The organism is Agreia sp., assembly GCF_964263775.1.
Taxonomy (GTDB): Bacteria; Actinomycetota; Actinomycetes; order Actinomycetales; family Microbacteriaceae; genus Agreia.
The window spans coordinates 23,591-50,325 of sequence record NZ_CAXVWM010000122.1 but is presented as its reverse complement, the minus strand read 5'-3'; the positions used below and the strand labels follow the sequence as shown (position 1 = coordinate 50,325).

20 protein-coding genes and 1 tRNA gene are annotated in these 26,735 nt (G+C 65.0%); 7 read left to right on the top strand and 14 right to left on the bottom strand.

Features of this window, described 5'->3' with window-relative positions:
• Nucleotides 1-48: 48 nt before the first annotated feature.
• Complete coding sequence (locus ACE5CZ_RS09315) at nt 49-819, bottom strand: MBL fold metallo-hydrolase (RefSeq protein ID WP_374947048.1); 771 nt, start codon at nt 817-819, stop codon at nt 49-51.
• Between the two features lie 41 nt (nt 820-860).
• A complete protein-coding gene (locus ACE5CZ_RS09310; protein ID WP_374947047.1) occupies nt 861-1,910 on the bottom strand; it encodes a LacI family DNA-binding transcriptional regulator in 1,050 nt (349 codons plus the stop codon).
• Between the two features lie 166 nt (nt 1,911-2,076).
• Between ACE5CZ_RS09310 and ACE5CZ_RS09305 the strand changes: the two genes are divergently transcribed.
• Complete coding sequence (locus tag ACE5CZ_RS09305) at nt 2,077-7,929, top strand: GH92 family glycosyl hydrolase (protein WP_374947046.1); 5,853 nt, start codon at nt 2,077-2,079, stop codon at nt 7,927-7,929.
• A 633-nt stretch (nt 7,930-8,562) separates the two neighbouring features.
• On the opposite strand, the gene ACE5CZ_RS09300 is transcribed toward ACE5CZ_RS09305, so the two are convergent.
• A complete protein-coding gene (locus ACE5CZ_RS09300) occupies nt 8,563-9,402 on the bottom strand; it encodes an NAD-dependent epimerase/dehydratase family protein (RefSeq protein WP_374947045.1) in 840 nt (279 codons plus the stop codon).
• A gap of 115 nt (nt 9,403-9,517) precedes the next feature.
• Here ACE5CZ_RS09300 and ACE5CZ_RS09295 point away from each other — a divergent pair, with 115 nt between their 5' ends.
• On the top strand, nt 9,518-10,132 hold the full coding sequence (locus ACE5CZ_RS09295) for a YqaJ viral recombinase family protein (protein ID WP_374947055.1): 615 nt from the start codon (nt 9,518-9,520) through the stop codon (nt 10,130-10,132).
• 58 nt (nt 10,133-10,190) lie between these two features.
• Here ACE5CZ_RS09295 and ACE5CZ_RS09290 read toward each other — a convergent pair whose 3' ends face one another.
• Both ACE5CZ_RS09290 and ACE5CZ_RS09285 read right to left on the bottom strand, forming a co-directional pair.
• Complete coding sequence (locus ACE5CZ_RS09290; RefSeq protein ID WP_374947044.1) at nt 10,191-11,720, bottom strand: LuxR C-terminal-related transcriptional regulator; 1,530 nt, start codon at nt 11,718-11,720, stop codon at nt 10,191-10,193.
• Between the two features lie 278 nt (nt 11,721-11,998).
• Nucleotides 11,999-12,667, bottom strand: coding sequence for a DUF998 domain-containing protein (locus ACE5CZ_RS09285; protein WP_374947043.1), 669 nt, complete (start codon nt 12,665-12,667; stop codon nt 11,999-12,001).
• 145 nt (nt 12,668-12,812) lie between these two features.
• On the opposite strand from ACE5CZ_RS09285, the gene ACE5CZ_RS09280 reads away from it, so the two are divergent.
• On the top strand, nt 12,813-13,850 hold the full coding sequence (locus ACE5CZ_RS09280) for an NADP-dependent oxidoreductase (RefSeq protein WP_374947042.1): 1,038 nt from the start codon (nt 12,813-12,815) through the stop codon (nt 13,848-13,850).
• 47 nt (nt 13,851-13,897) lie between these two features.
• The gene (locus ACE5CZ_RS09275) at nt 13,898-15,349 is read left to right on the top strand and encodes an RNB domain-containing ribonuclease (protein ID WP_374947041.1); all 1,452 of its coding nucleotides are present in this window, start codon (nt 13,898-13,900) and stop codon (nt 15,347-15,349) included.
• Nucleotides 15,350-15,381: 32 nt separating this feature from the next.
• On the opposite strand, the gene ACE5CZ_RS09270 is transcribed toward ACE5CZ_RS09275, so the two are convergent.
• From ACE5CZ_RS09270 to rplK, 3 genes are all read right to left on the bottom strand, one after another.
• Nucleotides 15,382-15,927, bottom strand: a complete 546-nt coding sequence (locus ACE5CZ_RS09270) for a GNAT family N-acetyltransferase (protein ID WP_374947040.1) — start codon at nt 15,925-15,927, stop codon at nt 15,382-15,384.
• Nucleotides 15,928-16,024: 97 nt separating this feature from the next.
• Nucleotides 16,025-16,714 carry a 50S ribosomal protein L1 gene (gene rplA / locus ACE5CZ_RS09265; RefSeq protein ID WP_374947039.1) on the bottom strand — a complete coding sequence of 230 codons (690 nt, stop codon included), beginning with the start codon at nt 16,712-16,714 and terminating at the stop codon, nt 16,025-16,027.
• Nucleotides 16,715-16,794: 80 nt separating this feature from the next.
• Complete coding sequence (gene rplK / locus ACE5CZ_RS09260; protein ID WP_374947038.1) at nt 16,795-17,226, bottom strand: 50S ribosomal protein L11; 432 nt, start codon at nt 17,224-17,226, stop codon at nt 16,795-16,797.
• Nucleotides 17,227-17,469: 243 nt separating this feature from the next.
• On the opposite strand from rplK, the gene ACE5CZ_RS09255 reads away from it, so the two are divergent.
• Nucleotides 17,470-18,699: a DUF222 domain-containing protein gene (locus ACE5CZ_RS09255; protein WP_374947037.1), complete on the top strand. Its 1,230-nt coding sequence runs from the start codon at nt 17,470-17,472 to the stop codon at nt 18,697-18,699.
• 24 nt (nt 18,700-18,723) lie between these two features.
• Here the strand turns inward: ACE5CZ_RS09255 and ACE5CZ_RS09250 are convergent, their stop codons facing one another.
• From ACE5CZ_RS09250 to ACE5CZ_RS09240, 3 genes are read right to left on the bottom strand one after another with little or no spacing between them, the layout of a single operon-like run.
• Nucleotides 18,724-21,270, bottom strand: a complete 2,547-nt coding sequence (locus ACE5CZ_RS09250; RefSeq protein WP_374947036.1) for a DEAD/DEAH box helicase family protein — start codon at nt 21,268-21,270, stop codon at nt 18,724-18,726.
• The gene (locus ACE5CZ_RS09245; RefSeq protein ID WP_374947035.1) at nt 21,263-22,870 is read right to left on the bottom strand and encodes an Eco57I restriction-modification methylase domain-containing protein; all 1,608 of its coding nucleotides are present in this window, start codon (nt 22,868-22,870) and stop codon (nt 21,263-21,265) included. Before ACE5CZ_RS09245 ends, ACE5CZ_RS09250 begins: the two co-directional genes overlap by 8 nt.
• Nucleotides 22,867-23,508 carry an N-6 DNA methylase gene (locus tag ACE5CZ_RS09240; protein WP_374947034.1) on the bottom strand — a complete coding sequence of 214 codons (642 nt, stop codon included), beginning with the start codon at nt 23,506-23,508 and terminating at the stop codon, nt 22,867-22,869. Before ACE5CZ_RS09240 ends, ACE5CZ_RS09245 begins: the two co-directional genes overlap by 4 nt.
• A gap of 71 nt (nt 23,509-23,579) precedes the next feature.
• On the opposite strand from ACE5CZ_RS09240, the gene ACE5CZ_RS09235 reads away from it, so the two are divergent.
• Nucleotides 23,580-23,855: a helix-turn-helix domain-containing protein gene (locus tag ACE5CZ_RS09235; RefSeq protein ID WP_374947033.1), complete on the top strand. Its 276-nt coding sequence runs from the start codon at nt 23,580-23,582 to the stop codon at nt 23,853-23,855.
• A gap of 155 nt (nt 23,856-24,010) precedes the next feature.
• Here the strand turns inward: ACE5CZ_RS09235 and nusG are convergent, their stop codons facing one another.
• The 3 genes from nusG to ACE5CZ_RS09220 form a co-directional block, all read right to left on the bottom strand.
• Nucleotides 24,011-24,994, bottom strand: a complete 984-nt coding sequence (gene nusG, locus ACE5CZ_RS09230) for a transcription termination/antitermination protein NusG (RefSeq protein WP_374947032.1) — start codon at nt 24,992-24,994, stop codon at nt 24,011-24,013.
• 111 nt (nt 24,995-25,105) lie between these two features.
• The gene (secE, locus tag ACE5CZ_RS09225) at nt 25,106-25,378 is read right to left on the bottom strand and encodes a preprotein translocase subunit SecE (protein ID WP_374947031.1); all 273 of its coding nucleotides are present in this window, start codon (nt 25,376-25,378) and stop codon (nt 25,106-25,108) included.
• 89 nt (nt 25,379-25,467) lie between these two features.
• Nucleotides 25,468-25,540, bottom strand: a tRNA-Trp gene (locus ACE5CZ_RS09220).
• Between the two features lie 196 nt (nt 25,541-25,736).
• Here ACE5CZ_RS09220 and rfbB point away from each other — a divergent pair.
• A complete protein-coding gene (gene rfbB, locus ACE5CZ_RS09215; protein ID WP_374947030.1) occupies nt 25,737-26,735 on the top strand; it encodes a dTDP-glucose 4,6-dehydratase in 999 nt (332 codons plus the stop codon).

Below are 26,735 nucleotides of genomic sequence, written 5' to 3'. Positions count from 1 at the left end.
GGCATTCACGACCCCTCGCTGGGTCACCGGTCGCTTCTCGCAGTACAGCTAGCCGATGATGAAGGTGGCCCCCGGCGCGGCGAAATCGATGGGGCCGGGGTAGTTCTCCGCGGCTCGCGTTGTTGCCTCGTGAGGGGTGAGAAACCTGCCCACATGTGTGACGATCAGTCGCTTGGCTCGAGCATGTCGGGCCGTCGCGCCCGTGTCTTCCGGGGTGTGGTGAACCTGGGGTTCATGCTCTGGCGCGGCAGTGCTTTCAGACTCGCACAAGAGAGCGTCGCAGTTCTGGGCGAGATCGATGAGGCTGTCGCACGGCGCCGTATCGCCCGAGAAGGCGAGCGATGTGGTCGGGCTCGAGATGCGAACGCCGAAGGCAGGAATTCCATGGGATACCGCCCGCGTAGAGAGTGTCACGTCGCCGACGAGGGCTTCGTGTCCGTCGTAGAGTTCGTGCACCTCGAAGGCCGCGGAGATCGGCGCCCGCGTAGCGCCGTTGGTCAAATAGTCTTCGAGCCGTTGTGCTATTCCTGGAGGACCGTACAGGGGAACCGGCTTGTTCCTGTGCACATCGGCCCAGACGAGCGCGTAGAACGCGGTGAGCAGATCGGCGCTGTGATCGGCATGGAGGTGGGAGATCCAGATCGCGTCGAGGGCTTCAAGGGTGGTGTGCCGTTGCAGCGGCGCCAACGTCCCTGTTCCGGCGTCCATCCAGATGGTGCTGGATGCCGAGCGCACCAGGTAACCGGAGCACGGGTTGTCGACGCTGGGGTACGGCGTCGAACTGCCCAGAACGGTCACGGTCAGCTGCTGAGTCGACATCAGGCAACGATATCGGCCGCCACGGCGAGACTCGGACGGATTCACACAGCGGCGGAGCGGCCCGACTGGTAAGGGCCGGGGATCTCGCCGGAGCCGCGGGCGATCAACGTGGTCTCGAGCTTGATGCGCTGGTGAGGTTGCTCGTCGCCCGACAACCGCTCGAGCAGCATCTCGGCGGCGAGGCGACCCATCAGGGCGGGGTCTTGTGCCACGACGGTGATGCCGGGATTCAGAACGTCGCTCAACTCGAAGTCGTCGAAGCCCACGAAGGCGGGCAATGGATGCACGTCCTCCTCCCTGAGATGACGCAGAAGTCGTACGCTCCATCGGTTGTTGCCGGTGACGACCGCGGTCGGTGGCTCGGCCCGGCGCAGCACCTCATCGATTCGTTCCGCCGACGTGTCTCCCGGCGCTCGCTGAACGATCAGCCCGCCGTCGGCCGCGATTCCCGCGGCGCGAAGCGCGGCGCTGTACCCGGTGCGTCGTTCGGCAGACGTGTAGACCGACTTCTCGTCGCCGAAGAAAGCGATCCGTCGATGCCCGTGCGCGATCAGGTGTTCGGTGCCGGCGGCCGCGCCGCCCACGTTGTCGGCCAGCACCGAGTCGGCGGCGATACCAGGAACCGGCCTGTCGACGAAGACCATCGAGCATCCGGCCGCGATCTCGGTCTGCAGAAAATGAGGATCGATGCCCGTGGCCGGAGCCATGAGGATGCCGTTGGCGCCGTGAGAACTGAACGACGCGACGGTGCGCTTCAGACGGGAATGGTCTTCGGCCGACGAGGCCGAGAGCAGCAGATAACCCTGTCGAAGCGTCACCTCTTCGACCGCGCGGGTCAAAACCGAGTAGAAGGGGTCGGCGACGTCTTCGAGAACGAGACCGATGGTGGCCGCCGTTCCCTGACGCAGCTGACGGGCCGATTCATTTCGTCGGAACTTGAGCCGATCGATCGCCGTCTGCACGGCGGCCAGGGTGTCGGCGCCGACATACCCCTCTCCGTTCACGACGCGGGAGACGGTCTTGAGGCTCACTCCGGCCGCAGCCGCAACGTCGACCATCGTGGGGCGCGAGCGCGGCGGAGGATTGCTCATGGGCAAAGGTTATCGCCTCTCCGTCGCACGACGCCGACAAATAGGACAACGTTGACAGACAACGTCGCCTGACAACGTTGACACACGGCCCGTGTTGTTGATAGCTTTGCGCTCGGTCGTGATCTATCGACCCTTCCCCTGCCGTTTCAGCGTCGAAAGGCCCCGCATGCCGGTGCACCGCTTACCCCTCCGTTCACCCCGCTTCGCTGCGAAGCATTTTCGCAAGGTCGGCGCGCCTCTCGCGGTCGCGGCCCTCGTCGCGGCACTGATCCCGATCGGCGCGGCACCCGCAAGCGCCGCCCCCGCGCCCGACTTCTCGAACTCGTTCGAAGACGCGCAGACCGCGCCCTTCGGAAACAGAGTCGAACTCGACGCCAACAACGCTCCGCAGCAGCTGAACGTTCACGGAACGTCGGGCGGCAGTGTTCTGCCCAGTGTCTCCACCGTCACCGCGAGCGGCCAGAACGCCCCGGGCGAGGCCGCCATCTGGGCGGCCGACGGCAACGCCGGCACGAAGTGGCTCGTGTTCACCCCCACGGGGTGGCTGCAGTATCAGCTTCGAAGCTCTGCCACCGCGACGAGCTACACCCTCACCTCCGGCGGTGACGCACCCGAGCGCGACCCGAAGAGCTGGACGATCAAGGGATCGAACGACGGAGCCGTCTGGACGACCCTCGACACGCAGACGAACCAGACCTGGGCCGCCAACGAGCGGGGAGTGAAGAAGACATATCAGATCCCCACGACGGGTGCCTACACGTACTATCGCCTCGACGACATCGTGAACCACTCGGGCAACCTCATCCAGCTCGCCGACTGGGATCTCATCGAGCCGACCGACACCGACCCGGGTAACACCCCGATCACCACCTCCGTGGGAGCCGGCCCGACCACGGGCTACAACATGAAGGCGCGTGTCGGATGGACGGGCACGCACTCGCTCCGCTTTGCCGGAGAACACAGCGCCGACGGCCCCGCCGCTGTCACCAATCGACTCTTCGACGTCTCGATCCCCGTAGGCGCGACCTCTCGTCTGAGCTACATGATCTTCCCCGAGCTCACCGCGAACGACCTGCAGTATCCCTCGACCTACACCGCCGTCGATCTGCGCTTCAGCGACGGGAGCCAGCTGTCCGGTCTCTCCCCGACCGACATCTACGGCCTGGATGCGACCGCGGCGGGTCAGGGCGCGAGCAACGTGCTCTACCCGAACCAATGGAACAAGGTGCAGATCGACCTCGGGCCCGTGGCCACTGGCAAGACGGTGACCTCGGTGCAGTTCCGCTACGACAACCCCAACGGTTCGGCGAAGACCGCGTTCTCGGGGTACCTCGACGACATCACGATCGAAGCGACGCCTGCCACCATCGACGGGTCGAGCCTCACGAACTACGTCGACACGCGTCGCGGCACGAACTCGTCGAGCGCTTTCTCTCGCGGCTCGAACGAGGCAATCACGTCGATGCCGAACGGGTTCAACTTTCTCGTTCCTCTGACCAACGCGGGCGCCAATTCGCGCGAGTACTCGTGGCAGCAAGACAACAACGACCAGAACCGCACCCGCTTCGAAGGCCTGGGCGTGTCGCACGAACCCAGCCCGTGGATGAGTGACCGCAACCAGTTCTCGGTCATGCCCGTTGCCGGCTCCGGCGTTCCGGCGGGCGACTGGCACCAGCGCGCAGGCTCCTTCGGCCACGACAAAGAGATCGCTCAGCCCGACTACTACAGCGTCACCCTCGACAACGGCGTGAAGGCCGAGATGACCCCCACCGATCACGCCGGAGTTCAGCGCTTCACCTTCGCGGGCGATTCCGGAAACATCGTGATCGACGCTCCCAACGGCAACCCGAACGAGGGCAGCTTCACGATCGCGGCCGACGGCACCGTATCCGGCTGGGTCGAGAACGGCGCCGCGGGCAACACGGGCCGCACGCGCATGTTCGTCTCCGGCACCTTCGACCGCGCCCCTGCCTCGACCGGCACAGCCCCGAACGGTCGTCAACTCACCAAGTACGCGGCGTTCGACACCAAGTCCGACACGACCGTCGAGTTCCGTTTCGCGACGTCGTTCCTCAGCCTCGACCAGGCGGCTGACAACCTCAGCATGGAGATCGGCGACAAGTCCTTCGACGATGTTCGCGACATCGCGAAAGCCGCCTGGACCGACCGCCTCGGCGTCATCGCGGTCGAAGGTGCCTCGGAGACCGAGCAGCGCACCCTCTACAGCAACCTCTACCGACTGAACCTGTACCCGAACTCGCAGTTCGAGAATGTCGGAACCACCGCGGCGCCCATATACAAGTACGCGAGCCCTGTCTCTGCCCAGACTTCTCAGAGCACAGACACGGTGACCGGCGCAGCCGTCAAAGACGGCAAGATGTATGTCAACAACGGCTTCTGGGACACCTACCGCACCACCTGGCCCGCGTACTCCATCCTCTACCCCGAGCTCGCGGCCGAACTTGTAGACGGCTTCACCCAGCAGTACCGCGATGGCGGCTGGATCGCCCGCTGGTCGTCTCCCGGTTACGCGAACATCATGACGGGCACCAGCTCAGACGTGGCGTTCGCCGACAGCTACCTGCGCGACGTACCGCTGGTAGACGCGCTCGCCACCTATGACGCGGCGGTGAAGAACGCATCGACCCCCTCCAGCAACGAGAGCGTCGGGCGCAAGAGCCTGTCGACGTCGATCTTCCTGGGCTACACCCCCGCATCGCAGGGCGAGAGCGTCTCCTGGGGAACAGAGGGCTACATCAACGACTACGGCATCGGAAACATGGCCGCAGCGCTCGCTGCCAACCCCAATACTCCGGCAGACCGCGTGGAGCAGTTGAAGGCCGACAGCGAGTACTACCTCGATCGCGCCACCGGCTACGTCAACCTGTTCGATCCCGCCATCGGTTTCTTCCAGGCGCGCAATGCCGACGGCACCTTCGTCACCCCCGCGAAACAGTACGACCCGAAGAACTGGTGGGGCCCGTACACCGAGACCAACGGCTGGAACTTCGCGTTCCATGCTCCTCAAGACCCCAACGGCCTCGCGAACCTCTATGGAGGCCAGAAGGGCCTGGAGAAGAAGCTCGATGATTTCTTCGCGACTCCCGAGACCACGCTGGGCGGCATCCACGAAATGGTCGAGGCGCGCGACAGCCGATTCGGCCAGTGGGGCGTGAGCAACCAGGTCAGCCACCACATCCCGTTCTTCTACAACGAAGCCGGTGCCCCCTCCAAGGCACAGGCCGTCGTTCGCGAAGCACTGCAGCGTTCCTATGCCGGCGGAGAGATCGGCCAGGGTTACGCGGGTGACGAAGACAACGGCGAGATGAGCGCCTGGTATATCTTCAACGCACTCGGGTTCTATCCGCTGCAGGTCGGTTCTGATCAGGTCGTATTGGGGTCGCCGTTGTTCACCAAGGCGACCGTGAACCTGGCCGGAGGCAAGAAGCTGGTCATCAACGCACCCGAGAACAGCACGAAGAACATCTACGTGCAGTCCGTGAAGGTCAACGGCGAAGATCACCCGACAACCTCGATCGACTCCCGCATCCTCACCGAGGGCGCCACGCTCGACTTCGCGATGGGCTCCGAGCCCAGCGCGTGGGGCACGGGAGAGAACGCCGGTCTGCCCTCGCTCACAACGGGAGAAGCCGTAGCCACCCCGCTGGTCGACTCGACCGGGCCGTCCCTCGTCTTGGCGAGCAGTGCCGGCGGAGAGAACGTGACGGCGCTCGTCGACGGCACCTCTCGCAGCCAGGTCACCTTCGCCTCGGCGACGCCGGCCGTGACCATGAAGTACAAGGGCGCCAAGCAACGTCCGACGTTCTACACGCTCACTTCTGCGGCCGCCACGGCGGCGGGCGACCCGACCGCGTGGACCCTCGAAGGCAGCAACGACGGACAGAACTGGTCGCCGGTCGATTCGCGAACGGGCCAGAAGTTCGCAGAGCGCAATCAGACGGTTCCGTTCAAGATCCCGAACCCCACCGCCTTCCAGCAGTTCCGGCTCTCGATCACTGCCGGCGCAACCGCGGGAACGAATGTCGCACTGTCAGAGCTCGAACTCCTGACCGACGGAACGGGTTCAGAGTCGAACGAGCTCGCCTTCAACCCGGGCACGGGGCTCTCGACCGCGACCGGAACCTCGGCGCAGTTCGAGCTCGGCGTGATCTCTGGAGGACAGGCCAGCGGCTACAAGGCCACCGTCAACTGGGGCGACGGATCAGCTTCCGAAGCCGCGGCGATCAGCACCGCAGCACTCGGCAACTACCCCGTCACCGCAACCCACGCATACTCCGAACCGGGCGTCTACCAGGCGACCGTCACGGTGACCGATGGGGTCTCCACGGTCTCGGCCTCGACCTCGATCAGCGTCGAGTACGTTCAGCCGGGCGGATTGCGCGATGCCTTCGACACCGTGTGCATCGGTGACGATGGTGTCGGTGCGAACTGCGACGCGAAGAACTTCTCGTTCCCCCGCGCCGGACTGAAAGAGGGTGGCCTGACGGCCGGAATCCAGCACGATGTTCCCGGCACCGACCTGCACTTCACCCTGCCGATCGTTCCCGCCGGAGCGCCCGACAACGCCACCGGCGACGGCCAGACCATCGCGGTCGACCTCGGCGCAAACGCGACGAAGTTCTCGTTCATCGGAGCGGCGACGGAGCGCAACCAGGACACGACGGCGACGGTGACGTTCACCGACGGCACGACGGCGGTCACACCCCTGCAGTTCTCGGACTGGACCAAGGGTGCCAACCAGGCCGCAACGCCGCCCTTCGGCAACCTCGAGGCCGTGAAGTCGCCCTACAGGTTGAACGGCGGCGGGCGAGACGGAACCGCGTCGTACTTCTTCTCGACCGTGCCGTACTCCATTCCCGAGGGCAAGACGGTGCAGAGCATCACCCTGCCCGATCAGGAGGGCGAGCCCGGCGTGACCGGACGAGTGCACATCTTCGCCATCGCGACCAACGGCGTCGAATCCGACCTCGGCTTCACCGTCGAGGCAGGTGATGACTTCGCCGCGACGGCCGGCGAATCGGTCAGCGCATCGCTCGCAACCGTCACCACGGCATCGGAAACGACCCCGGTCGTGCGAGTGCAGTGGGGTGATGGATCCGTGACGGAAGACGCCACGGTCACGTCTGAAGATGACGGCACCCTCACCGTGTCGGGCACGCATGTCTACACAGCAGCGGGCAGTTACGACGTCTCCGCGACGATCGCAACGGCCGACCGCACCGAGCATGTGGCGCTGAAGGCAACAGTCGAAGCCGCTCCCGTCTACAACACCACCCTGGCGGCAGATCCCGTCGACGAGGTGCTTGCCGGCACAGACATCACGGTGTCCGGCGACGGATACAAGGCCGGCGAGACGGTGAAGATCGAACTGCAGACGCCCAAACCGGTGTCTCAGACGGTCACAGCCGATGACTCGGGCCGCATCACCGCGGTGCTGACCGTGCCGGCCGACACCACTCCCGCGATCTACCCGATCGTCGCAACGGGAGCCGAATCGAAGATGCCCGCGACGGTGACCATCCAGGTCGTGCCCGTCGTCGCTCCTCCGGTCTACACGCCGCAGCTGCACGCCGACTCGAACTCCGGTCGCCCCGGTGACCTCGTGACGGTAATCGGTGAGGGCTTCGCACCGGGCGAGCAGATCGCTGTGGAACTGCGCTCGGACCCTGTGTCCGTGGGCACGGCGACTGCCAGCGACAAGGGTGCGTTCAGCCTCACCTTCGCGCTGCCCGAGGTGCCGGTGGGTGACCACACGATCGTCGCCGAAGGAGCAACGTCGAACGTTCCGGTAGCGCTGCCCTTCGAGGTGCTCGCGCCTCAGCTGCCCGGTGACGGCAGCACGGGCTCGTCCGGAGCTACCGACACGTCTGTGACGGATCGACTGAGTTCCACCGGAATCGATGGATCGAGCCTCGGAGTTATCACAGGAGGTGCACTGCTCGTCATTCTCGTCGGCGGCGTGCTGATGGTGCTGCGACGACGCCCACGTCAGTCCTGATCTAAGACGAACGCCTGGGGTGGGTCGGATCTCCGACCCACCCCGGGCGTTCGTCAGTTAACGCTGCGCGAACTTGACTCTGCACCGGGGTGCAGGGTGAACAGTGGCAGAATGACTTCACTTCGTGTTCGACGCACCGTTCGCATCTCTGCTCTCTACGATCTCGTTGTCACCGCCGGCTTCGCGCTGCTATTCACGGCACCCGCCCTGTTCGACGCCTTCGGGGTTCTGCAATCGAATCTCGGGCTGCCGGGGGTCGTGCCCGACGCGGGCGACCCGTTCACGGTGATGGTCGCCAACCTGATGGGATCGCTGGTCGTGGTGTGGGCTGTGTTCAGGCTTGCGCGCCCCACCCGTGCCGCGGGCGCCGCCGACACCGCCGGCCGCACCCTGTTCTCGATCGGGATGGCGGAAGCACTCCTGCACGGCGCATCGCCGCTCGTCTTCGGCATGCTCATCCTCGAGGTGCTGTGGGCCGTGGTGCAGGGCGCCGTTGTCGCATCCGCTCGTCGCCCGGTCATGGCCTCAGGTCGGCATGTGCGCATAGCAGAGTTGGCCCGGCGAGCCGGAGTGACAGTGTCGACGGCGCGGTTCTACGAGAGATCCGGCGTTCTCGCCGGCGAAGAGACCGGGTCAGCCCCGCCAGCTGTGCTTCGGGTCGTAGCCGAGCAGACGGCGGGCCTTGTCGATCGACAGCAGCGTGTTCGTGTTGTCGAGGTCGCCCCGGGTCTCGACGCCCGGAAAGACCTCGGCCACGAGCTCGGCGTTCGTGCGGCTCATCACCGTGTCGGGTGACGCGATGATGAAGCGGTCGAATCCGGTGTGCTGCCACTCGAGCGCCTTCAGCACCGCCTGGGCTCCGTCTCGGGCGTCGATGTAGCTCCATAGGTTCCACTTGCGTGAGCGTGCGTCCGCGTCGAACGACGCGAACTCGGCGTAGTCGGATTCGTACATCACGTTCGAGAAGCGCAGGGCCACGATCTTCAGTTCGGGGTTCCAGCGCGTGAACTCGATCGCCATCGTCTCCTCGAGGTGCTTGACGAGGGAGTAGGTGCTTTCGGGACGCGCCGGATACCCCTCGTCGACGGGAATGTAGGGCGGCGGCGTATCGAAGGGCAGGCCGAGCACGGTCTCGCTCGAGGCGTACACGATATTCGTGATGCCGAGGCGCTTCGCGGCCTGGAACACGTGGAAGGTGCCGAGCATGTTGTTCTCGAACGTCGCGACGTCGCTGCGGATGCTCGGGGCCGGGATGGCCGCGAGGTGCACGACCGCGTCGAAACCGTCGGGTCCGTCGTCGACGCCGTGGAAGGCATCCAGCACGTCGCCGTAGTTCGCGAGGTCGATGCGCACGAAACCCTCACCCCGTTCGCCGATCGCGTCGAAGTTGGTCACGGCATGGCCCTGCTCACGCAGGTAGGGCAGCACCACGCTGCCGAGTTTTCCAGAACCACCGGTCAGGGCAATGCGCATTCGAACTCCCGTGTCGTGAAGCGAGGCGCGCGCGTGGTCACAGAACCCGATCACGCCGCGTCATCCCAGTCTGTCACCGGTCGTGGGAGAGAATAGACCGGTGACCCGTCAGCCGATGCTCTCCTTTCCGTGGGAAGAAGAGCAGAAGCCGGCCCGCCCCGCGCACCTCGATCGCATGGTCGCCGACGGCACGAATCGCGTCGAATGGCTGCGCGCCCGTAGCCGCGGAGTCACCGCCACCGACGTTGCCCGACTCACCGGGCCGCAGAACCTCGAATCGGTCGCCTTCGACAAGATCAATGGCACGGGCTTCGGGGGCAACATCTTCACCGACCACGGCAAAGACCGCGAGCCGCACATCGCGCGCTACGTGCGGGCCATGTTCGGCGTGCTGCCCAGCTCGTCGCTGTTTCACGCAGAAGGCGAACGGCGGCACCTCGCGACCCCCGACGGGGTTGCGGTCACGAAGCACGGCACCCTCGAGCTCGCCGAGATCAAGACCACGAACAAGGCCTGGCGCTCGATTCCCCGGCACTATCTGCGGCAGGTCTGGTGGCAGCAGTACGTGCTCGGGGCCGAACGCACCATCGTGGTGTGGGAACAGCACGACAACTTCATGCCCGTCGATCCCGAACCGCAGAGCCGGTGGGTCGATCGCGACGAGAACGAGATCGCGCGCCTCGTGCACCTGGCCGACAGGCTGCTCGCGCTCCTCCAGCCCGCCCGATGACCGTCGCGCTGCTACACGGCGTGGGCGGTGGCAGCTCCCAGTCGCTCAGCCTGTTCCTTCAGGCAGGCGCGTGCCCATGCGAGAGGGTTGCTGTTTCGAGCTCGCGTCGTGAAGAAACCCCAACCTTCTTGTAGATGCTCTGGAGTTGGGTCTTCACCGTGTTGACGGACACAAACAATGCGTCGGCTACTCGCGGAATACTCTTGCCTGTCAACAACTCCGACAAGACGCTGCGTTCTCTCGCTGACAGCGAACCGAAAGGGTCAGTGCGATCGGTTCGCGCGTGGGCCAGCACCACCGGCTGTGTCTCGATCGGCAGGGCATCCGGACACAGAGCGATGAGCTCTTCAAGTTCGGGCGCGCTCAGCACGGTAAAGGAATGATGGAGGCGGTGCTGACGGGCGAGAGTCCCCGCTCGGGTGAAGGATTCGATCGCGCCGGTTTCATCGTTCTGGCGCAGCCGGCTGACTGCCGTCAACGCGAGAGCCGTGACATAGGGGCGCGGAGATGAAATGGGCATCGCTCGGATCGGAGCCACTCGCCTTATCGCGCCTGCGTAATCGCCCGCACGAACGGCAAGATCCGCTTGGGCGCACCACACCATCTGCTCGGGGAGAGTGGTCGTGTCCGCGTGGACGACATCCAGAGCCTTTCTCGCGCCTGCGCCGTTGCCGAGACGGTGATGGAGCAGCGATCGGGCAAGAGCCGCGACCACGGCATTCGCCCCCCGACGGGCGTCCGTCTGCCGGAATGCAACGGAAGACGCATCAATCTGGGACAACAGCGCGAGTGCGGTTGCAGGTTCGGGTTCGAGTGTTGCGGCCAAGAACTTCTGGAACGGCCACCGCTCGGGTGCCGAAACCAGGTTGATCCGAGACAACTCGCTCCGAGCCTCATCTATTCGTAGGTCATCGATTAGAAGAAGAGGTCTCGCGAGGATGGCAGGCGCGGAACTGCGGCTCTCCCACCAGGTACCAGCACCGTCGGGCAGCCGATCCAGCCACTGGGTGGCCTGGATGTTTCGCCCGGCAAAGGCGTGCACCCAGGCGAGGGCACCGGCTGCCTTAGTCTGAGCCATCTCGTTTCCGTCTCGAACAGCCGCGTCGAAACTCTCGACATACTCGTGGGTCGCGCGGTCGGAATCCCCGACGTACTCCCAGACCATGCCCCACTCGAACTGCAATTCCGGAAGGGCCGACGACAATCGCATCACGGCATCGGGAGTCGCCCCATCGAGCAAACCCCGTGCCTCCGCCGCCGCCGAAGCGGATTCATCGATCCGCCAGCTCTGCCGCGCTGCAGCACCTCGACTGGTCAGCTGCGCCAACGCGTCGAGCAGGCCACGAGGCGCGGCTACCGGCACGCCGCCCCGGAACCGGGTCGTGGCAGCAGTGGGGCCCCCGACGAGTTGATCGAGGTACTCTCGAGCCAACCCCCAACGAGGATTGCTCGCCACGACAGAGCTGGGCAGATCAGTGACGACGTCGCGAATGAGTTCGGGTGCCGCCGATATCAACTCGGACCACTGCTCATCGAGGATGCGAACGACCTCCCGCCATTCGCCTCGATCGACCGCGCGGGTCAACATGCTCACGGAGTCAGGCAGGTCGGCAGGTAGCGATGAACTCACTTGAGGCAGCTTAGCCGTCCCCCCGAACGGGGTGGGATGACGGTGGGTCCGAGACCAGAGGAGCGCCGGCACCTTAGGGGGAAAGGCCGGCGCTCCAAGCAGACGTTAGTAGCCGCGTGCTCTCCTGCTGAACGAGAACCGGCTTTTTCACCCCGCCTTTCACCCCATCCCTGTGAGAGGCGTTCCTCGGCAATTGTTCGCGCGGCTGAGGCCGCGCCTTCGACGACCGCGCGCCGTCACGCGGTTTCTCGGCTGGAGCGCGACGTAGCACCGAGCAGCGCGAGCGCGAGTGCGGCGAGCCAGAGAAGTGCCACGGTGGTCGCGGCGAACTCGAGCAGGCCGCCGAGGTTCACCATGAAGCGGGCCAGAGACAGGATGCCGCCGGCTGCGGCGACGACCGCGACCACGACGGCCGAGACCAAAGAGAGACGGGCAAGACCCGGATGGTTCTTCGCCGTCGCGACCTGCAGCATCGCGACGCAGGCCGCCGCGAATCCGAGCACGGCGATGCTCGTGTGGATCAGGTCCTGCCAGGTGAACGACTCACCGACCGGAAGGGGGCAGCCGCTCGTGCAGGTGACCTGCGAGGCGATCGCGAAGAATGCGCCGGCGACGACGAGCGATACCGACGGCGTCCACAGCGCCAGGAGTCGCACCCGCGAGCGCAGGGTGCGACCTGCCGCGGCGACGATCACGGCGGCCGACGCGACGAGCAGCAGCGCCCAGCGGAAGGCCCACGCGGTGGGCTCCCCGTCTGCCCCGAGTTCGCTGACGTACGCGAATCGGTTCGCGGCGACGCGCGCTCCCCACAGCAGGGTGAGCCCGAAGATCACCGCCACGGCCGCGAGCACGAGAAGGGTTCGACGCAGCACGGATGACGCGGCGAGGGGAACAGAGACTGTCACGATATGCGAATCGTACCCGGGGTGCCGTTTGTTTGCCTCGGCCGTTTGTTTGCCTCGCAGGAACACCGCCGTAACACCGGTGAATCAATCGACCGATTGACTGGAGCCTGCGGGACGCACAGGCCCCGCCGATGAAAGGCCAGCGATGACGCAGCACGAGACCCGTTCGACACCCCCGAGCTCCGTCAGCACTCCCCCGTCGATGCCTCCCGCCAGCATGCCTCCCGCCAGCATGAAGGCGATCGTGTTCGATGAGCCGGGCGACCCATCCGTTCTGCGTCTGGCCGACGTGCCGACGCCGGTACGGGTCGGCTCCGAGGTTCTGGTGAGAGTGCTGGCCGCGGGAGTCAATCCGATCGACGCGAAGACCCGGGCCCAATCCGGCGTGTCCGTCGCCATCCCGCTCTACCCCGCAGTGATCGGCCTCGACTTCTGCGGCATCGTCGTCGAGAGTCCCTACGACGGGCATCCGCTCAAGCCTGGTGACGAGGTCTACGGCATCACGGCCGCGCCCCGGGCGTTCGGGTCGTATGCGCAGTACGTGTCGGTTCCGAGCCTGCAGGTCGCCCGCAAACCGCGTCGGCTCACGCCCATCGAGGCCGGTGCCGTGCCGACCGCGGCGCTGACGGCCTGGGGTCTCGTCGTCGACCTGGCCAAGGCGCATGAGGGGCAGCGGATGCTCATCCACGCGGGCGCGGGCGGCGTCGGCCACCTGGCGGTGCAGCTGGCCGCCTATTTCGGGGCGCGGGTGATCGCCACGACCTCCACCGCCAACGTCAGCTGGCTGCGCGAGCTCGGCGCCGAGGAGGTCATCGACTACACGACGACGCGCTTCGAAGACCGGGTGTCGGATGTCGATGTCGTGATCGATCTCGTCGGCAACGTTCACGACAACACCGGAACACGCTCGCTCGCCGTGCTCCGCCACGGCGGACTCATCATCTCGGTGCCCACCGGCGGCTGGCCCGGTCTCGCGGCGGAGGCCGAGGAGGCCGGTGTGCGCTATAGCGGGTTCGCCGTCTCTCCCGACGCCGCGTGCCTGTCCATCGTCTCGAGGCTCATCGATTCGGGAGACCTGCACGTGCGCGTCTCCGAGATCTTTCCCCTCGAAGACGCGGCCGACGCGCACGCCCTGCTCGAGCGCGGGCACACGCGTGGAAAGATCGTGCTCGAGGTTTCCTGAGCGGTCGGCATAGTGCCGTGTCGCGGGCTCCGCGTACGCTGGGGCGCGTGACCAGATCCCCGCTCCGGCTGACGACATCCATGCTGACGACATCCACCGACGACCGTCTTGCCGCGGCGATCTCGGCCATTCGCACAGACCTCGACCTGCCCGAGTCGTTTCCACCCGATGTCGAGCGCGAGGCGCAGCGCGTTGCTGCCTCGAATCCCCTGCCCACCGCCGACCTCACCGACGTGCCATTTCTCACCATCGATCCCGAGGGATCCACCGACCTCGACCAGGCCCTGCAGATCGAGCGGCGGGGCGACGGATTTCTCCTGCGTTACGCCATCGCCGACGTGCCGGCGTTCGTCGAGCCGCGTGGCGCGGTCGACGCCGAGGCCAGGCTCCGAGGCCAGACGTTCTACGCACCCGACGGGCGCATTCCCCTGCATCCACCCGTCATCAGCGAGAACGCGGCCTCGCTGCTGCCGAACGTCGTGCGCAGCGCTTTCGTGTGGCAGTTCGCGTTGGGGCCCGATGGCGCTGTGCTCTCGACCGACCTCGCTCGTGCGCGCATCCGCAGCATTCGCCAGCTGTCGTACGTCGACGCGCAGCGTGAGATCGACGCGGGCGCCGTCGAGTCGGGCGCCGCGGCGCCGACACTCCTGCTTCTGGCCGAGGTCGGTCCGGCACGCCGCGTGCTCGAGCGGTTGCGAGGCGGGGCGAGCCTGTCCCGGCCCGAGCAGCTCGTGACCTCGGTCGACGGGCACTACACGCTCGAGCGTCGATCGCCGCTGCCCGTCGAACAGTGGAACGCGCAGATCTCTCTGCTCACCGGCATGGAGGCCGCACGCATCATGCTCGACGGTCGCGTCGGCATCCTGCGCACGATGCCTGAACCCGACGCCGAGACCATCGAGCGGTTTCGGCTGCGCACCGCGGCGCTCGGCCACGCCTGGTCGGCCGATGTTCGCTACGGCGAGTACCTCTCCTCACTCGACCCGACCGACCCCCTGCAGCTCTCGATCACCCACGCCGCCGGCTCCCTGTTTCGAGGCGCCGGCTACACGGCTTTCGACGGCGAGGTGCCCGATCAGGCGATCCAAGCGGCGGTCGCGGCACCCTACGCGCACACCACCGCGCCGCTCCGGCGACTGGTCGATCGCTTCACCCTCGTGGTGTGCGAGGCGTTGAGCGCGGGCGAGGCCCCGCCGCAGTGGGCGCGCGATGCCCTCGCATCCCTGCCCAAGATCATGTCTGCATCCGATTCGCGAGCCTCGCAACTCGACAACAGGGCTGTGGCGGCCGTAGAGGCGGCGCTGCTCTCGGCTCGCATCGGCGAGCTCTTCGATGCGGCGGTCATCGCGGCGAAAGACGGTGGCGGCGTGGTTCAGCTCATCGATCCCGCGGTCGATGCCGAGTGCACGGGCAGCCTGACGCCCGGCGATCGTGTGCGCGTGCGCCTGGTCGAGGCCACGATCGAGACCGGGCGGGTGCTGTTCGAGCTCGTGGCGTAGGCCGTCGCGTTTGCCTGGTAGCTACCCGTTTCTCAACCCGCCGGGGCGTCGAGCACCAGCTCGCGCACGAAGTCGTCTTCGTAGGTGTCGCCCACGAGAAAGCGCTTCGTGCCGACTCTTACGAAGCCGTTCTTCTCGTAGAACCGATTGGCGCGAGCGTTCTCCTCGTTGACACCGAGCCACACTGCGGCCGCCCCTCGGCGCCGCGACAGGGTGAGCGTCTCGGCCATGAGATCGGCGGCGACGCCCTGGCCGTGGTGGCCCGGCATCACATAGAACTTGCTCAGTTCGATCGAGGGCCGCGTCGTCAGGGCCTGTGACACCACCGGATCGGACGGCTCGGCGAACACCAGCATCGTATAACCCACCGCCTCGCCCTCGATCTCGGCGATCAGAATGTCGCGGGCCGGGTCTGCGAGGTAGCCGTCGAAGCTCGTTCGGCTGAGGTGGGTCGCGATGAAGGCGGCCTTGGCCTCGTCGGTGGTGTGCTGAGGACACGCGAGCGGAAAGGTGACGGCCGCCACCCGCGCGAGCACCTCGCTGTCAGCGGCGACGCCGCGCCGCACAGAAGTAGCCATCCGGCCAGGATACCGCGCCGCTGCTGCACTGTTTCGGGCCGCGAACGCAGAACGGCCGCCCTCGCGATGCGAGAGCGGCCGTTCAGAAGCGCTGAGCCTAGATGGCGTTGACGTCGAGCGGGATGCCCGGGCCGAACGTCGTGGAGACCGTGCCCTTGTGGATGTAGCGGCCCTTGGAGGACGACGGCTTCAACCGCACGACCTCTTCGAGGGCGGCCTTGATGTTGTCGGTGAGCTGGTCTTCAGAGAACGAGGCCTTGCCGGCGACGAAGTGCACGTTCGAGTGCTTGTCGACGCGGAACTCGATCTTTCCGCCCTTGATCTCGTTGACGGCCTTGGCGACGTCGGGCGTCACGGTGCCGGTCTTCGGGTTGGGCATGAGGCCGCGGGGGCCGAGCACCTTTCCGAGACGACCGACCTTGCCCATGAGCTCGGGGGTGGAGACGGCCGAGTCGAAACTCGTGTAGCCGGCGGCCACCTTCTCGATCAGCTCGTCGCCACCGACCTCGTCGGCGCCGGCCGCGATGGCGGCTTCGGCGGCGGGGCCCGTCGCGAAAACGATGACGCGGGCGGTCTTGCCGGTGCCGTGAGGAAGAATCACGGTGCCGCGAACCATCTGGTCGGCCTTGCGGGGGTCGACGCCGAGCTTGAGTGCAACCTCGACGGTGCTGTCGAATTTGGCGGAGCCGGTCTCGCGGGCCAGGGCCACTGCCTCGGTGGGCGAGTAGACCTTGCCCTCTTCGATCTTTGCTGCCGCGGCCTTGTAGGCCTTGGAGTTCTTTGCCATTATGCGATTCTCCTGAATCTGAGAGTGTGGTTTACGTGAGCCTGGCTGGCTCTCCCACGTCGTGCGGTGAAACGGTGAGGTCAGGCCTCGACCGTGATGCCCATGGAGCGAGCGGTGCCGGCGATGATCTTCGATGCGGCCTCGACGTCGTTGGCGTTGAGGTCGGCCATCTTGGTCTCGGCGATCTCGCGCACCTGGGCCTGGGTCAGCTTCGCAACCTTGACGGTGTGCGGCGTTCCCGATCCCTTGGCGACGCCGGCTGCCTTCTTGATGAGCTCGGCTGCGGGGGGCGTCTTCAGGATGAACGTGAACGAACGATCTTCGTACACGGTGATCTCAACCGGGATGACGTTGCCGCGCTGGGCCTCGGTCGCCGCGTTGTACTGCTTGCAGAACTCCATGATGTTGACGCCGTGCTGTCCGAGCGCCGGCCCGATGGGCGGTGCGGGGTTGGCGGCGCCGGCCTTGATCTGAAGCTTGATCAGACCGGTAACCTTCTTCTTCGGTGCCATTCTTCTTCTCTTCCTTTTATGTGTCGAGCTCGCCCTGATTGGCCAGCTCTCCCGCCGTTCGGTGAACGCGGTCTGTGGCCGACTTCGTCAGCGCGTCAGAGGGCGCGCCGGTATGAGGACAACCCTCCAAGCATACGCGATGGATGCCCGGGGCGAAAGTGCGGCCCGGCCCGGCCGAGGGGCCGCGCGTTCTCGAGATGCCCGGCCGCACCAGTGTCGGTGGCTGCGTATTGAATTAGAGACATGGAGACACTCGGCTACTACTCGCAGCAGAGCCGGCCCGAGGTGCGCATCGATAACGCACTCGCGGCGGCGCAGTACGAGCAGCGTGCCGTCAACTCCCACCATGCGGCGACGATCGTCGCCGTGCACGAGGTGCTGCACGAGGCTCGCGAGAATCCTGAGGTCTACATCGGCGACCACGCCTCGCGATCGAACCGCGATCACGTGCAGTTCGCCGAGCGGGCCGCAGTCGCCGACCTGGCCGTGAGGCTCGCAGTGTCAGAGAACACCATTCGGGCCCACGACCATCAGGCCGCCGTCATGATCTCCCGCACTCCCGACGTGTGGCAGAAGTTCCGCTGGGGCGAGATCTCCGCCGCCAACGCCCGTGCGGTCGCCGAGTTCGCATCCACCCTGCCCGACGGCGACGCCTCGACGTTCGCCGCGTTCGATTCAGCGCTGGCCGAGCCCGCGGGCCGAATGGCGCCCGCGCGGTTCCGTTCACACGCGCGCAGGCTGCGCGAGACCCTGGTCGCCGAGACCGCGGCCGACAGGCACGAGACCGAGAAGGCCACGCGCCGCGTCGTGTTCGAGCCCGACATAGACGGCATGGCGTGGGTCAGCGCCTACCTCCCCGCCCAGGTCGCCACCGCAGCGATTGTGCGGCTCGATGCCGAAGCCCTCGCCCTCGTCGCCGCACCCGCAGAAGACCGCACGATGGCGCAGCTGCGGGCAGACATCTTCGGCGAATGGATGACCGGGGTCGGCAGCTCCGCGCCGGTCGGGGTGCGGGTGGGCGTGCTCGTGCCCATGCTCAGTCTCTTCGGGCTCTCCGAACAGCCCGCGAGCCTCGAGGGCTACGGCCCCATCGACGCTGAGACGGCCAGGCAGCTCGTCGATGAGGCGAGCTCTTTCTTCCGCGTGCTCACCGATCCGGTCTCCGGCGCGATCCTCGACATCGACCAGCCCACGAGGCACATTCCCCAGGGCCTGCGGCGCATGCGGCAACTGATCGACGAGACCTGCACCTTCCCCGGGTGTGGCAGACGCGCCCAGAACTGCGACCTCGACCACACCGTCGACAGACAATTCGAGGGCAGAACGAAACTCACGAATCTGTCGCACCTGTGTCGCAAGCACCACCGCGTCAAACATCAGACGGGGTGGGCGATCACACAAGACGAGTCGCGCACCATCCAGTGGACGAGCCCCACCGGGTACGTCGCGAAGCCCGATCCGCCGCCGTTCTAGCGGGCGCGTTCCAATTAGAAGTTCTCAGCCGGCTGCCCGCTCGACGGCGACCACGGTGTCGAACAGTCCGTAGCGTCGGAGACCTTCGTGCGACTCGATGCCGGTATATGCGAGCGAGGCGTCCTCGTAGCGCCGGAAGGCGAACACCGCCTGGTTCATGTGCCCCGCGTTGAACACTCCGAGCGAGACGAGCAGGTTGAAGTCGGCGACCGTGAGTCCGGTAACAGCTTGAAAAAGTCCGGGCTCGATCTTCGTGATGACGTCGTAGAGCGTGTTCTCGCGATAGTCCGTCAGGTACATGAAGGCCGGGATGCGCGTGGCGAACTTGATCAGCTTCTCCTGGATCTGCTTGCGCTTCGACTTGTACTCCTTCTCCTCCTCTGACAGCGACTTCTTCTCGCCCGGGGTGATGTCGTCGCCCTTCTCTTTCTTGGTCTTGCCCACGGCTTCGCTCTTGTTCACGACGGTCTCGAACACGCTCGAGCCGAGCGCCCGGAAGCCCTCGATGTTCATCACGGCATCCATCGCCGCTTGGGAGTCCATGATCTTCTTGAGCGTGTTGTTGTCGACGTTGACGAGGATCGCCGACTCCCACTTGCGTGCGAGGAGTGTGGCGGACGTTCCGGCCATCGCGATGTCGAGGATGCCGGCCGCGTCGACCTGGGTCATGTTCGATCCGTCGTACGCCAGCACCGGGAGGAATGCGACGAGTTCTTCGACCGCCCGCTCGGGATTCGGGGTCTCTGGCGAGAGTCCCCGGGCGTACTCGCTGATCTGTCGCAGCGCTCGGGTCGGGGCGAAGTCGAAGACGAAGCACACGGGCTTCAGGATCGCTTCTTCGTTCGGGTCATCACCGTTCGGGTTGCGGATGGCCCAGGGCGACTGCACCCGGAAGGCCGCCTGGAAGTAGGTCTCCGGCGCTTGCAGGTTGCGCAGCATCAAGATCGACGACCACTGCGGAACGGTCACCCCGGTGGTCAGCTTGCCGACCGTCAGAGTGATCGTCTTGGTGTCGAACCCGCTCTTGATCGCGTCGCGCACCGGCGGCAGCGCATCCAGCCCCACGCCGACGCCGGGCGCCGACACGTTCACGACCGCGTAGTCGCGCCAGAAGGCGTTCTGCGGCTCGGCCAGCAGATTGGCCATGGCGGCGCAGGATGACGTTCGCGGCAGCATCCAGAGCGAGTGCTGCAGGTAGGGCAGCAGGCGTGTGTCGGAGTAAGGAAACGGCGGCCGGGTGCCTGCCTTGAGCGCGTCGACCTGCGTCGGCGCGTAATTGCCGCGGATGATGTCGAGCCACTTTTGCACGTCGTCTTTGTAGGTGAACTGCGCATCGACGCCCACGCCTTTCGCCTCGAAGAAGGCGTTGAGGTCGAACTCATCGAACTCGCCCTGGCTGGCGATCGCGACGAGTTCCTCGGGCATCTGGTAGGTGAGCAGGCGCATCTCGGGCAGTGACGCGTAGGGGTTGGGCTCAGCTGGATGCTGCTCGGAGTACTCGGCCTTGGCTCGCTGTTCGTCGCTGTAGGTCCAGTTGAAGATCTGCTCCTCGATGAAGCGTCCCTCGCGCAACACCTTGAAGGGAGTGCCCGAGAGGTAGAGGTACGAGCGCGCCTTGATCGGCACGAAGGCGTCCTCGTCGCTGCCGCGTTCCTCGAGCTCCTCAGCGAAGGTCTCCTCGGCCGGCGAGAACTCGAGAGCCGCTTCCTTTTTGCGAACGGCGTCGTCTTCACCCTCGAACAGCTCCTTCGCCGTGTCGCGCCACGCGCCGAAGTGGTACTCGTCGAAGATCACGACATCCCACATCACCTCGGTGAGCCAGCGGTGTTTCGGCTTGAAGTTGCCAGCCGCGTCACGGCCCATCAGGTCTTGGAATGAGCCGAAGAAGACCAGCGGCTGGTCAGGATCGACCGCTTCCGGCTCTCCCCCGGTCGCCCGAGACAGGTACTGCCAGCCGTCGAAGTCGACGTGAGACTTGAGGTCGGTCTCCCAGGCATCCTCGACGGCCGGCTTGAACGTGATGACGAGAATTCGCTTCGCCTCGAGGCGCTTGGCGAACTGATACGCGGTGAAGGTCTTGCCGAAACGCATCTTCGCGTTCCAGAGAAACTCGGGAACCGCGTCGGAGTCCTCGGCCCAGATCGACTGGAAGTACTCGTAGGTCTTGTCGACGGCCGCGCGCTGCTCTGTGCGCAACGGGAAATCGGCGTGGTGCGAGCCCGAGTAGCTCTGGCCTGAGCGCAGCTCGGCGATGACGCCGCGCACGTCGTCGACGGTGCACTCCATCCACTCGAGCATCGGGTTGCCGAAGCCCTTCTCCTTGAGCCTGGCGCGAACATCGAAGTCCCGAAAGATAGTTCCGTCGTCCCTGTCGGCCGGCTCGTCGAGCACGATCTCGAAGTTCTGGATGGCCGCCGTCTTGAGCTGCTGTGCGACCCGCGTCTTCACGTTCTGCGTTGTGTGACCGACCTTCAGCAGTCCCGCGTGGGCGTCGTCGTCGATTGTGTACGCATAGATCCGAAGGCGAGCTGCAATTTTCGGCGCGAACAGTTCGTCGTCCGACTTACCCATGGCTGTTAGCCACGCCCGTTTTGTCGTCGTGCGCCGCGATCTGTGACTCCACGAAGGCGATCTCCTCGCCCGACAACTCGTACCGGTCATACAGCGCCGCGTCGGACCATTCGACCTCGAAGTCAAGAACCGGAACGAATGAGTACACGTCTCGGTTCGCGTGCTGTGTCGCCTTGCGCAACGAGACGAGGAACCGCACGAATCTAGACCGCAAAAAACTCGCAAACATTCTCGCTTGGTTCTCCGTCGCGAAGGCTGCTGCGACGAGGTAGGTCTCCGTGCACGCCGAGCCCGGGGGCGCGACGATCGGCTTGCTTAAAAATTTGGTTTCTACGGCCGCGCTTGTCCCTTGCACCGCTGTCATCAAGACCTTCCAGTCATCGATCCAAGCGGAATTCTGATGGATCACGGACCGCTCGACCCAAGTTATCTTTTGCGAGCCGTAGAGCTTGACTGGATCATTCAAACCTTTTTGCGACGCCTGCCCATGAAAGAACGTGCGAAGCCCGAACGGTTTACCCGCAGAGATGACTGACTCGAGAGTTGGTTCCTCGCGTGCGCGCACCTTCTTCAAGATGGAGATTGCCTCATTACGCCGCACGAGGACGTCGAACTCGTCAAGGTAGCGGGCCACGGGCTCGCCCAAAGGTTCGCCATCCCACATCGTCTGAATCACGCAAGCACCGTCATAGTCCCGATCCCGCAGAAAGTACGAGATTCCACCGCGGATCTTTACGCCGGGAAACGCGTCATACAACTTGGGATAGTCGACCAAGTGACGCAGGCGGCGAGATGCAAGCATCCTTTCGCGATACTTATCCAGACCGCGGCCGCCGGTGAACCACCTTGAGGGCGTCACCATCACAACGAACCGCGGATCAAGAGCGATTGCCGCATCGACGAAATGCTGATAAATCGGTGCAGCCGAGTTGTTATGGCCACCATCATCAAGCTGGTACGGGGGGTTCCCGATGACTACGTCGAATTGCATGCCGACTCCAAAGATTTCCTGGATTCGCTTCTTGACGTCGCGAGTATGTATGAAGGCGTACGCGTGCGTTTCTAGCTGATCAGAGCGGGCATACTCGGACCTTGCCGCACCGCAGTAAGCGCATTTGTCGCCAGCCCACGTGTGCTCGGTGCGCTCGAACCAGATGTTGCCCCAGTCGCGATCGAAGCTCGTCGCGATCGAGTGCTCGCCCGTCGCATCCTTCGAGCAATACACGCTGCGACGCGCGAGCAGGCTCGTGAGACGGGTGATTCCGATGCCATAGACCTGCTTGGCGAGGATGTGATCGACGCGCTCGTTAAGGTCTGGAATCTGAGATTTCAGCCCGGCGTTGAGACGAGACACGATCTCGCGAAGGAAGACCCCCGACTTCGCGAACGGGTCGAGGAAGGTTACGGTCGGGTCGGACCAGATGCTCGCGCCGTTGTTCGCCTCAGACCAGGCCACCTCGAGGCTGTCGAGCATCTGATTCGCCAGCTGTGGCGGGGTGAACACCTCGTCGTTGGACAAATTCGCGATGCAGGTGAGCACGTCGGGATTGTGACTGCGTAGCTCGAAGGGTGCCTGTGTGGCGAATTCGGTCGAACTCATGCGGTGAGCTCCCGCACCGTCGTCGCGGGGTAGGTGCGCAGCGGTGTGAAGATCTCGTGTTCTTCGAAATGCGTACCATTCCGTCGAGATGCCAGCGAACGCTGCTTGAGGCTGTCGTAACGAAAATCGCGCCGCTGATATCTGCCGCGGCCGAGGTAGCCCCACTCGGGAAAAGTGATCGGGTCACCGTCTGCCGTCGTCAACTTGAGCGCGTCGCCGTTAACGATGTTGACGGCCAATACTGAACGGGCGGCTTCCGGCCATTCGTCGCCGACGCGAGGTCCAACAAACTTCACGAACGCAACGAGCAGGTTCTCACGGCACTCGGCCACGTTGTCGGCGAGCAGCTCGATGCCGTAGACGCACATGAGGGCGAAGAGTGCGTAGTGGCGCTTCTCGAAGTCGCTTTGCGCATAGCGGGCCTGCACCGCGGCAAATTTGCGCTCGAGCACCGGAATGAGGAAGTTGCCCGAACCGCAGGCCGGCTCGAGAAACCGCGAGTCGATGCGCTCGGTCTCGCTGTGGACGAGGTCGAGCATGTCTTGCACGAGCCAGTCCGGCGTGAACACCTCTCCGTGGTCAGAGACCCGTTGACGCGACTTGATCAGCCTTCCGGCTTCGGTATCCCCTGTTGGCATACCTACGAGAGTACAAGTACCCGGTGACTTTGACTCTGGTACACACGCCCGGGCACTTACAGGCTTGGTGGATGCCTCGAGTTCCGTCAGACGCTGCCGCCCACGTCGGGCGTCTGATTGTCGAGAACCGGCTTCGAGTAGCCCTAACTCAGGACCAACTGGCGGCGGGCAGCGGAATCGACTCGTCGAACATTCGGGCGTTCGAGAACGGGCGCGCCATGCCGAGCGTTCACTCGCTGGTTCGGATCGCGGGTGCCCTCGGGCTGGAGCCCGGCACGCTGCTTGTGGGGCTCACGCCCGAGCTGTTCGCCGTGGCGGCAGACGACGGGCGTCGCCGCAGTGCCTGATGCGGCAGTGCGGGCGGAGAATTACACGCAGGAGCCGAGGAACCTGGCTACTTCGAAAAAACGCACACGAGCCCGCCGAATGAACGACGGGCTCGATGTGGTTTCGATACGCCGCAAGCGGCTACTCGACCAGCGCGACTGTGACCAGCGCGGTGCTAGAGCTTGGTGACCTGGTCGAAGCTGAGCTCGACGGGAGTCTCGCGCTCGAACAGCGACACGAGCACGGTGAGCTTGCCGCTCTCGGGCTTGATCTCGCTGATCGAACCGGGCAGGCCCGCGAACGAGCCTTCCTTGATCGTGATGGTCTCGCCGACCTCGAAGTCGACCTCGGCCGGAATCGAGCGCGAGACGGCCTTGCCGCCCTTGCCGCCGGCGGCCTTGGCCACCGGAACCTCAGCGACGACCACGAGCGACTGCAGCATCGAGAACGCCTCTTCGAAGCGCAGCGGCGTCGGGTTGTGCGAGTTGCCCACGAAGCCGGTGACACCGGGCGTGTGGCGCACGACGCTCCAGCTGTCTTCGTTCAAGAACATGCGCACGAGCACATAGCCGGGGATGCGAACTCGGGTGACGAGCTTGCGCTGGCCGTTCTTGATCTCGACGACGTCTTCCATCGGAACCTCGACCTGAAAGACGAAGTCCTCCATGCCCATCGAGGTCTTGCGGCTCTCGATGTTCTGCTTCACGCGCTTCTCGAAGCCGGCGTAGCTGTGAATGACGTACCACTTGCCGGGCAGCGTGCGGAGTTCTTTGCGGAACGCGTCATAGGGGTCGACCTCGGCGGCGTCGCCGCTTTCGCCCTCGGCTGCGTCGCCGGATGCCTCGGGCTGAGCCTCGGCGTCGATCGCGTCGGCCTCCGCCTCGGCTTCGGCAACCGCGGTGGCGATGTCGTCGGCGTCTCCGTTGAGAACAGTGCCCGCGTCGGGATCTTCGAGCACATCGAGGGCAGCAGCCGCCTCATCGGCGTCGCTGATGTCGAGGGCGTCATCGACGACCGCGTCGGCTTCGGGGTCGGGATTCGCGTCGATCGCTTCGAGGAGCGCATCGAGGTCGGCGGGCGTCTCGCGCACCGCGGAGCTCTGGGCGGGGGTCTCTTCGGCTGCGACGATATCGACGTCGTCGCGCTCTGACTCTGACACGTAAATCCGTTCCAATTCGTTGATTTCTGCGCACCGCGCATGAGGCCTCGAGCAGCGCTCTGCAGCGGGCCCGGCCGTACTACCCGTTCAGGTCGTACTCGTACTTCTTGTCTAGACGGGGTTTCCGAAGACCATCAGTGCAAGCCAGGCGAACACCGCGTCGAGACCCGATACCAGCGCCATCATGATGATGACGAAGACAAGAACGACCGCGGTGTAGCTCAGCAGCTCTTTGCGCGTCGGGGTGACGACCTTCTTGAGCTCTTGAAAGACCTGCTTGATGAAGAGCACGATACGGGCGAGCGGATTTCGGCGAGCCGCCCGCTCTTTTTTGGCGCTCTCGACGACGTCTTCGCTCGGTTCGTCGATTACTTTGCGTGCCACGTAAGTAGTTACCCTTCACAATTCGGCCATCCGGCCCAATCGCATCCGTTCTCCCCCGCCGAACAGCGAGGGCTACCGGATTCGATCAGCAGGGCGGACAGGACTCGAACCTGCAACCTGCGGTTTTGGAGACCGCTGCTCTACCAATTGAGCCACCACCCTTCGGGCTGAATCAGCCCGGAGCTCAAGCGAACCAAGACCCTCGAACCCAAAATGGGCACGAAAAAGCTTGGCAGACTTCAACTACCTCGACCAAGTGTAGGCGAGAGCAGAACGAGAGTAAAGCCAGTGCCCAGACGGGCCGGAGACGGCCCCGGTTACTATGGGGAAATCTTTTCGTCGACTTCAGGAGATCTCAGTGCGCAAGCTTCTCGTTACCGGTGGGGCCGGTTTCATCGGTTCGAATTTCGTGCACTACGTGCTCGAGAACACCGATGACCACGTGACGGTGCTCGACAACCTCACCTATGCCGGCAACCTCGCATCGCTCGACGGACTCGACCCCGAGCGCTTCGCATTCGTCAAGGGCGACATCGCCGACGCGGCCCTGGTCGACGGCCTCGTGAGAGACTCCGACGTCGTCGTGCACTACGCCGCCGAGAGCCACAACGACAACTCGCTGCACGACCCGCGCCCGTTCCTCGACACGAACATCATCGGCACGTTCACCCTCATCGAAGCGGCCCGCACTCACGACGTGCGCTTTCACCACATCTCGACCGACGAGGTCTACGGCGACCTCGAACTCGACGACCCGGAGCGCTTCACCGAGCAGACCCCGTACAACCCGTCGTCGCCGTACTCCTCGACCAAGGCCGGCAGCGACCTGCTGGTGCGCGCCTGGGTGCGCTCGTTCGGGCTGCGCGCCACCATCTCGAACTGCTCGAACAACTACGGTCCCTACCAGCACGTCGAGAAGTTCATCCCGCGCCAGATCACGAACGTGCTCACGGGCGAGCGTCCCAAGCTCTATGGAGCGGGCGAGAACGTGCGCGACTGGATCCACGCCAACGACCACTCCTCGGCCGTGCTCACGATCATCGACACGGGCGAGATCGGCGAGACCTACCTCATCGGCGCCGATGGCGAGAAGAACAACAAGCAGGTCGTCGAGCTCATCCTCGAGGCCCTCGGCCAGCCCTCAGACGCCTACGACCATGTCATCGACCGTCCCGGCCACGACCTGCGCTACGCCATCGACTCCACCAAGCTGCGCACGCAGCTCGGCTGGAGCCCGCAGTACTCCGACTTCGAGTCGGGTCTCGCCTCCACCGTGGCCTGGTACCGCGACAACGAGAGCTGGTGGAAGCCGCAGAAGGCCGACACCGAGGCGAAGTACCAGCTCCAGGGCCAGTAG

Bases quoted from the DNA above. Each gene is read 5' to 3' on its own strand.
- rplA (WP_374947039.1), bottom strand. From the start codon at position 16,714: ATGGCAAAGAACTCCAAGGCCTACAAGGCCGCGGCAGCAAAGATCGAA.
- ACE5CZ_RS09295 (WP_374947055.1), top strand. From the start codon at position 9,518: ATGCTCTCCTTTCCGTGGGAAGAAGAGCAGAAGCCGGCCCGCCCCGCG.
- rplK (WP_374947038.1), bottom strand. From the start codon at position 17,226: ATGGCACCGAAGAAGAAGGTTACCGGTCTGATCAAGCTTCAGATCAAG.
- ACE5CZ_RS09250 (WP_374947036.1), bottom strand. From the start codon at position 21,270: ATGGGTAAGTCGGACGACGAACTGTTCGCGCCGAAAATTGCAGCTCGC.
- ACE5CZ_RS09255 (WP_374947037.1), top strand. From the start codon at position 17,470: ATGGAGACACTCGGCTACTACTCGCAGCAGAGCCGGCCCGAGGTGCGC.
- ACE5CZ_RS09310 (WP_374947047.1), bottom strand. From the start codon at position 1,910: ATGAGCAATCCTCCGCCGCGCTCGCGCCCCACGATGGTCGACGTTGCG.
- ACE5CZ_RS09240 (WP_374947034.1), bottom strand. From the start codon at position 23,508: ATGCCAACAGGGGATACCGAAGCCGGAAGGCTGATCAAGTCGCGTCAA.
- ACE5CZ_RS09245 (WP_374947035.1), bottom strand. From the start codon at position 22,870: ATGAGTTCGACCGAATTCGCCACACAGGCACCCTTCGAGCTACGCAGT.
- ACE5CZ_RS09270 (WP_374947040.1), bottom strand. From the start codon at position 15,927: ATGGCTACTTCTGTGCGGCGCGGCGTCGCCGCTGACAGCGAGGTGCTC.
- ACE5CZ_RS09315 (WP_374947048.1), bottom strand. From the start codon at position 819: ATGTCGACTCAGCAGCTGACCGTGACCGTTCTGGGCAGTTCGACGCCG.
- ACE5CZ_RS09290 (WP_374947044.1), bottom strand. From the start codon at position 11,720: ATGTTGACCCGCGCGGTCGATCGAGGCGAATGGCGGGAGGTCGTTCGC.
- ACE5CZ_RS09305 (WP_374947046.1), top strand. From the start codon at position 2,077: ATGCCGGTGCACCGCTTACCCCTCCGTTCACCCCGCTTCGCTGCGAAG.
- ACE5CZ_RS09235 (WP_374947033.1), top strand. From the start codon at position 23,580: ATGCCTCGAGTTCCGTCAGACGCTGCCGCCCACGTCGGGCGTCTGATT.
- ACE5CZ_RS09300 (WP_374947045.1), bottom strand. From the start codon at position 9,402: ATGCGCATTGCCCTGACCGGTGGTTCTGGAAAACTCGGCAGCGTGGTG.
- ACE5CZ_RS09280 (WP_374947042.1), top strand. From the start codon at position 12,813: ATGACGCAGCACGAGACCCGTTCGACACCCCCGAGCTCCGTCAGCACT.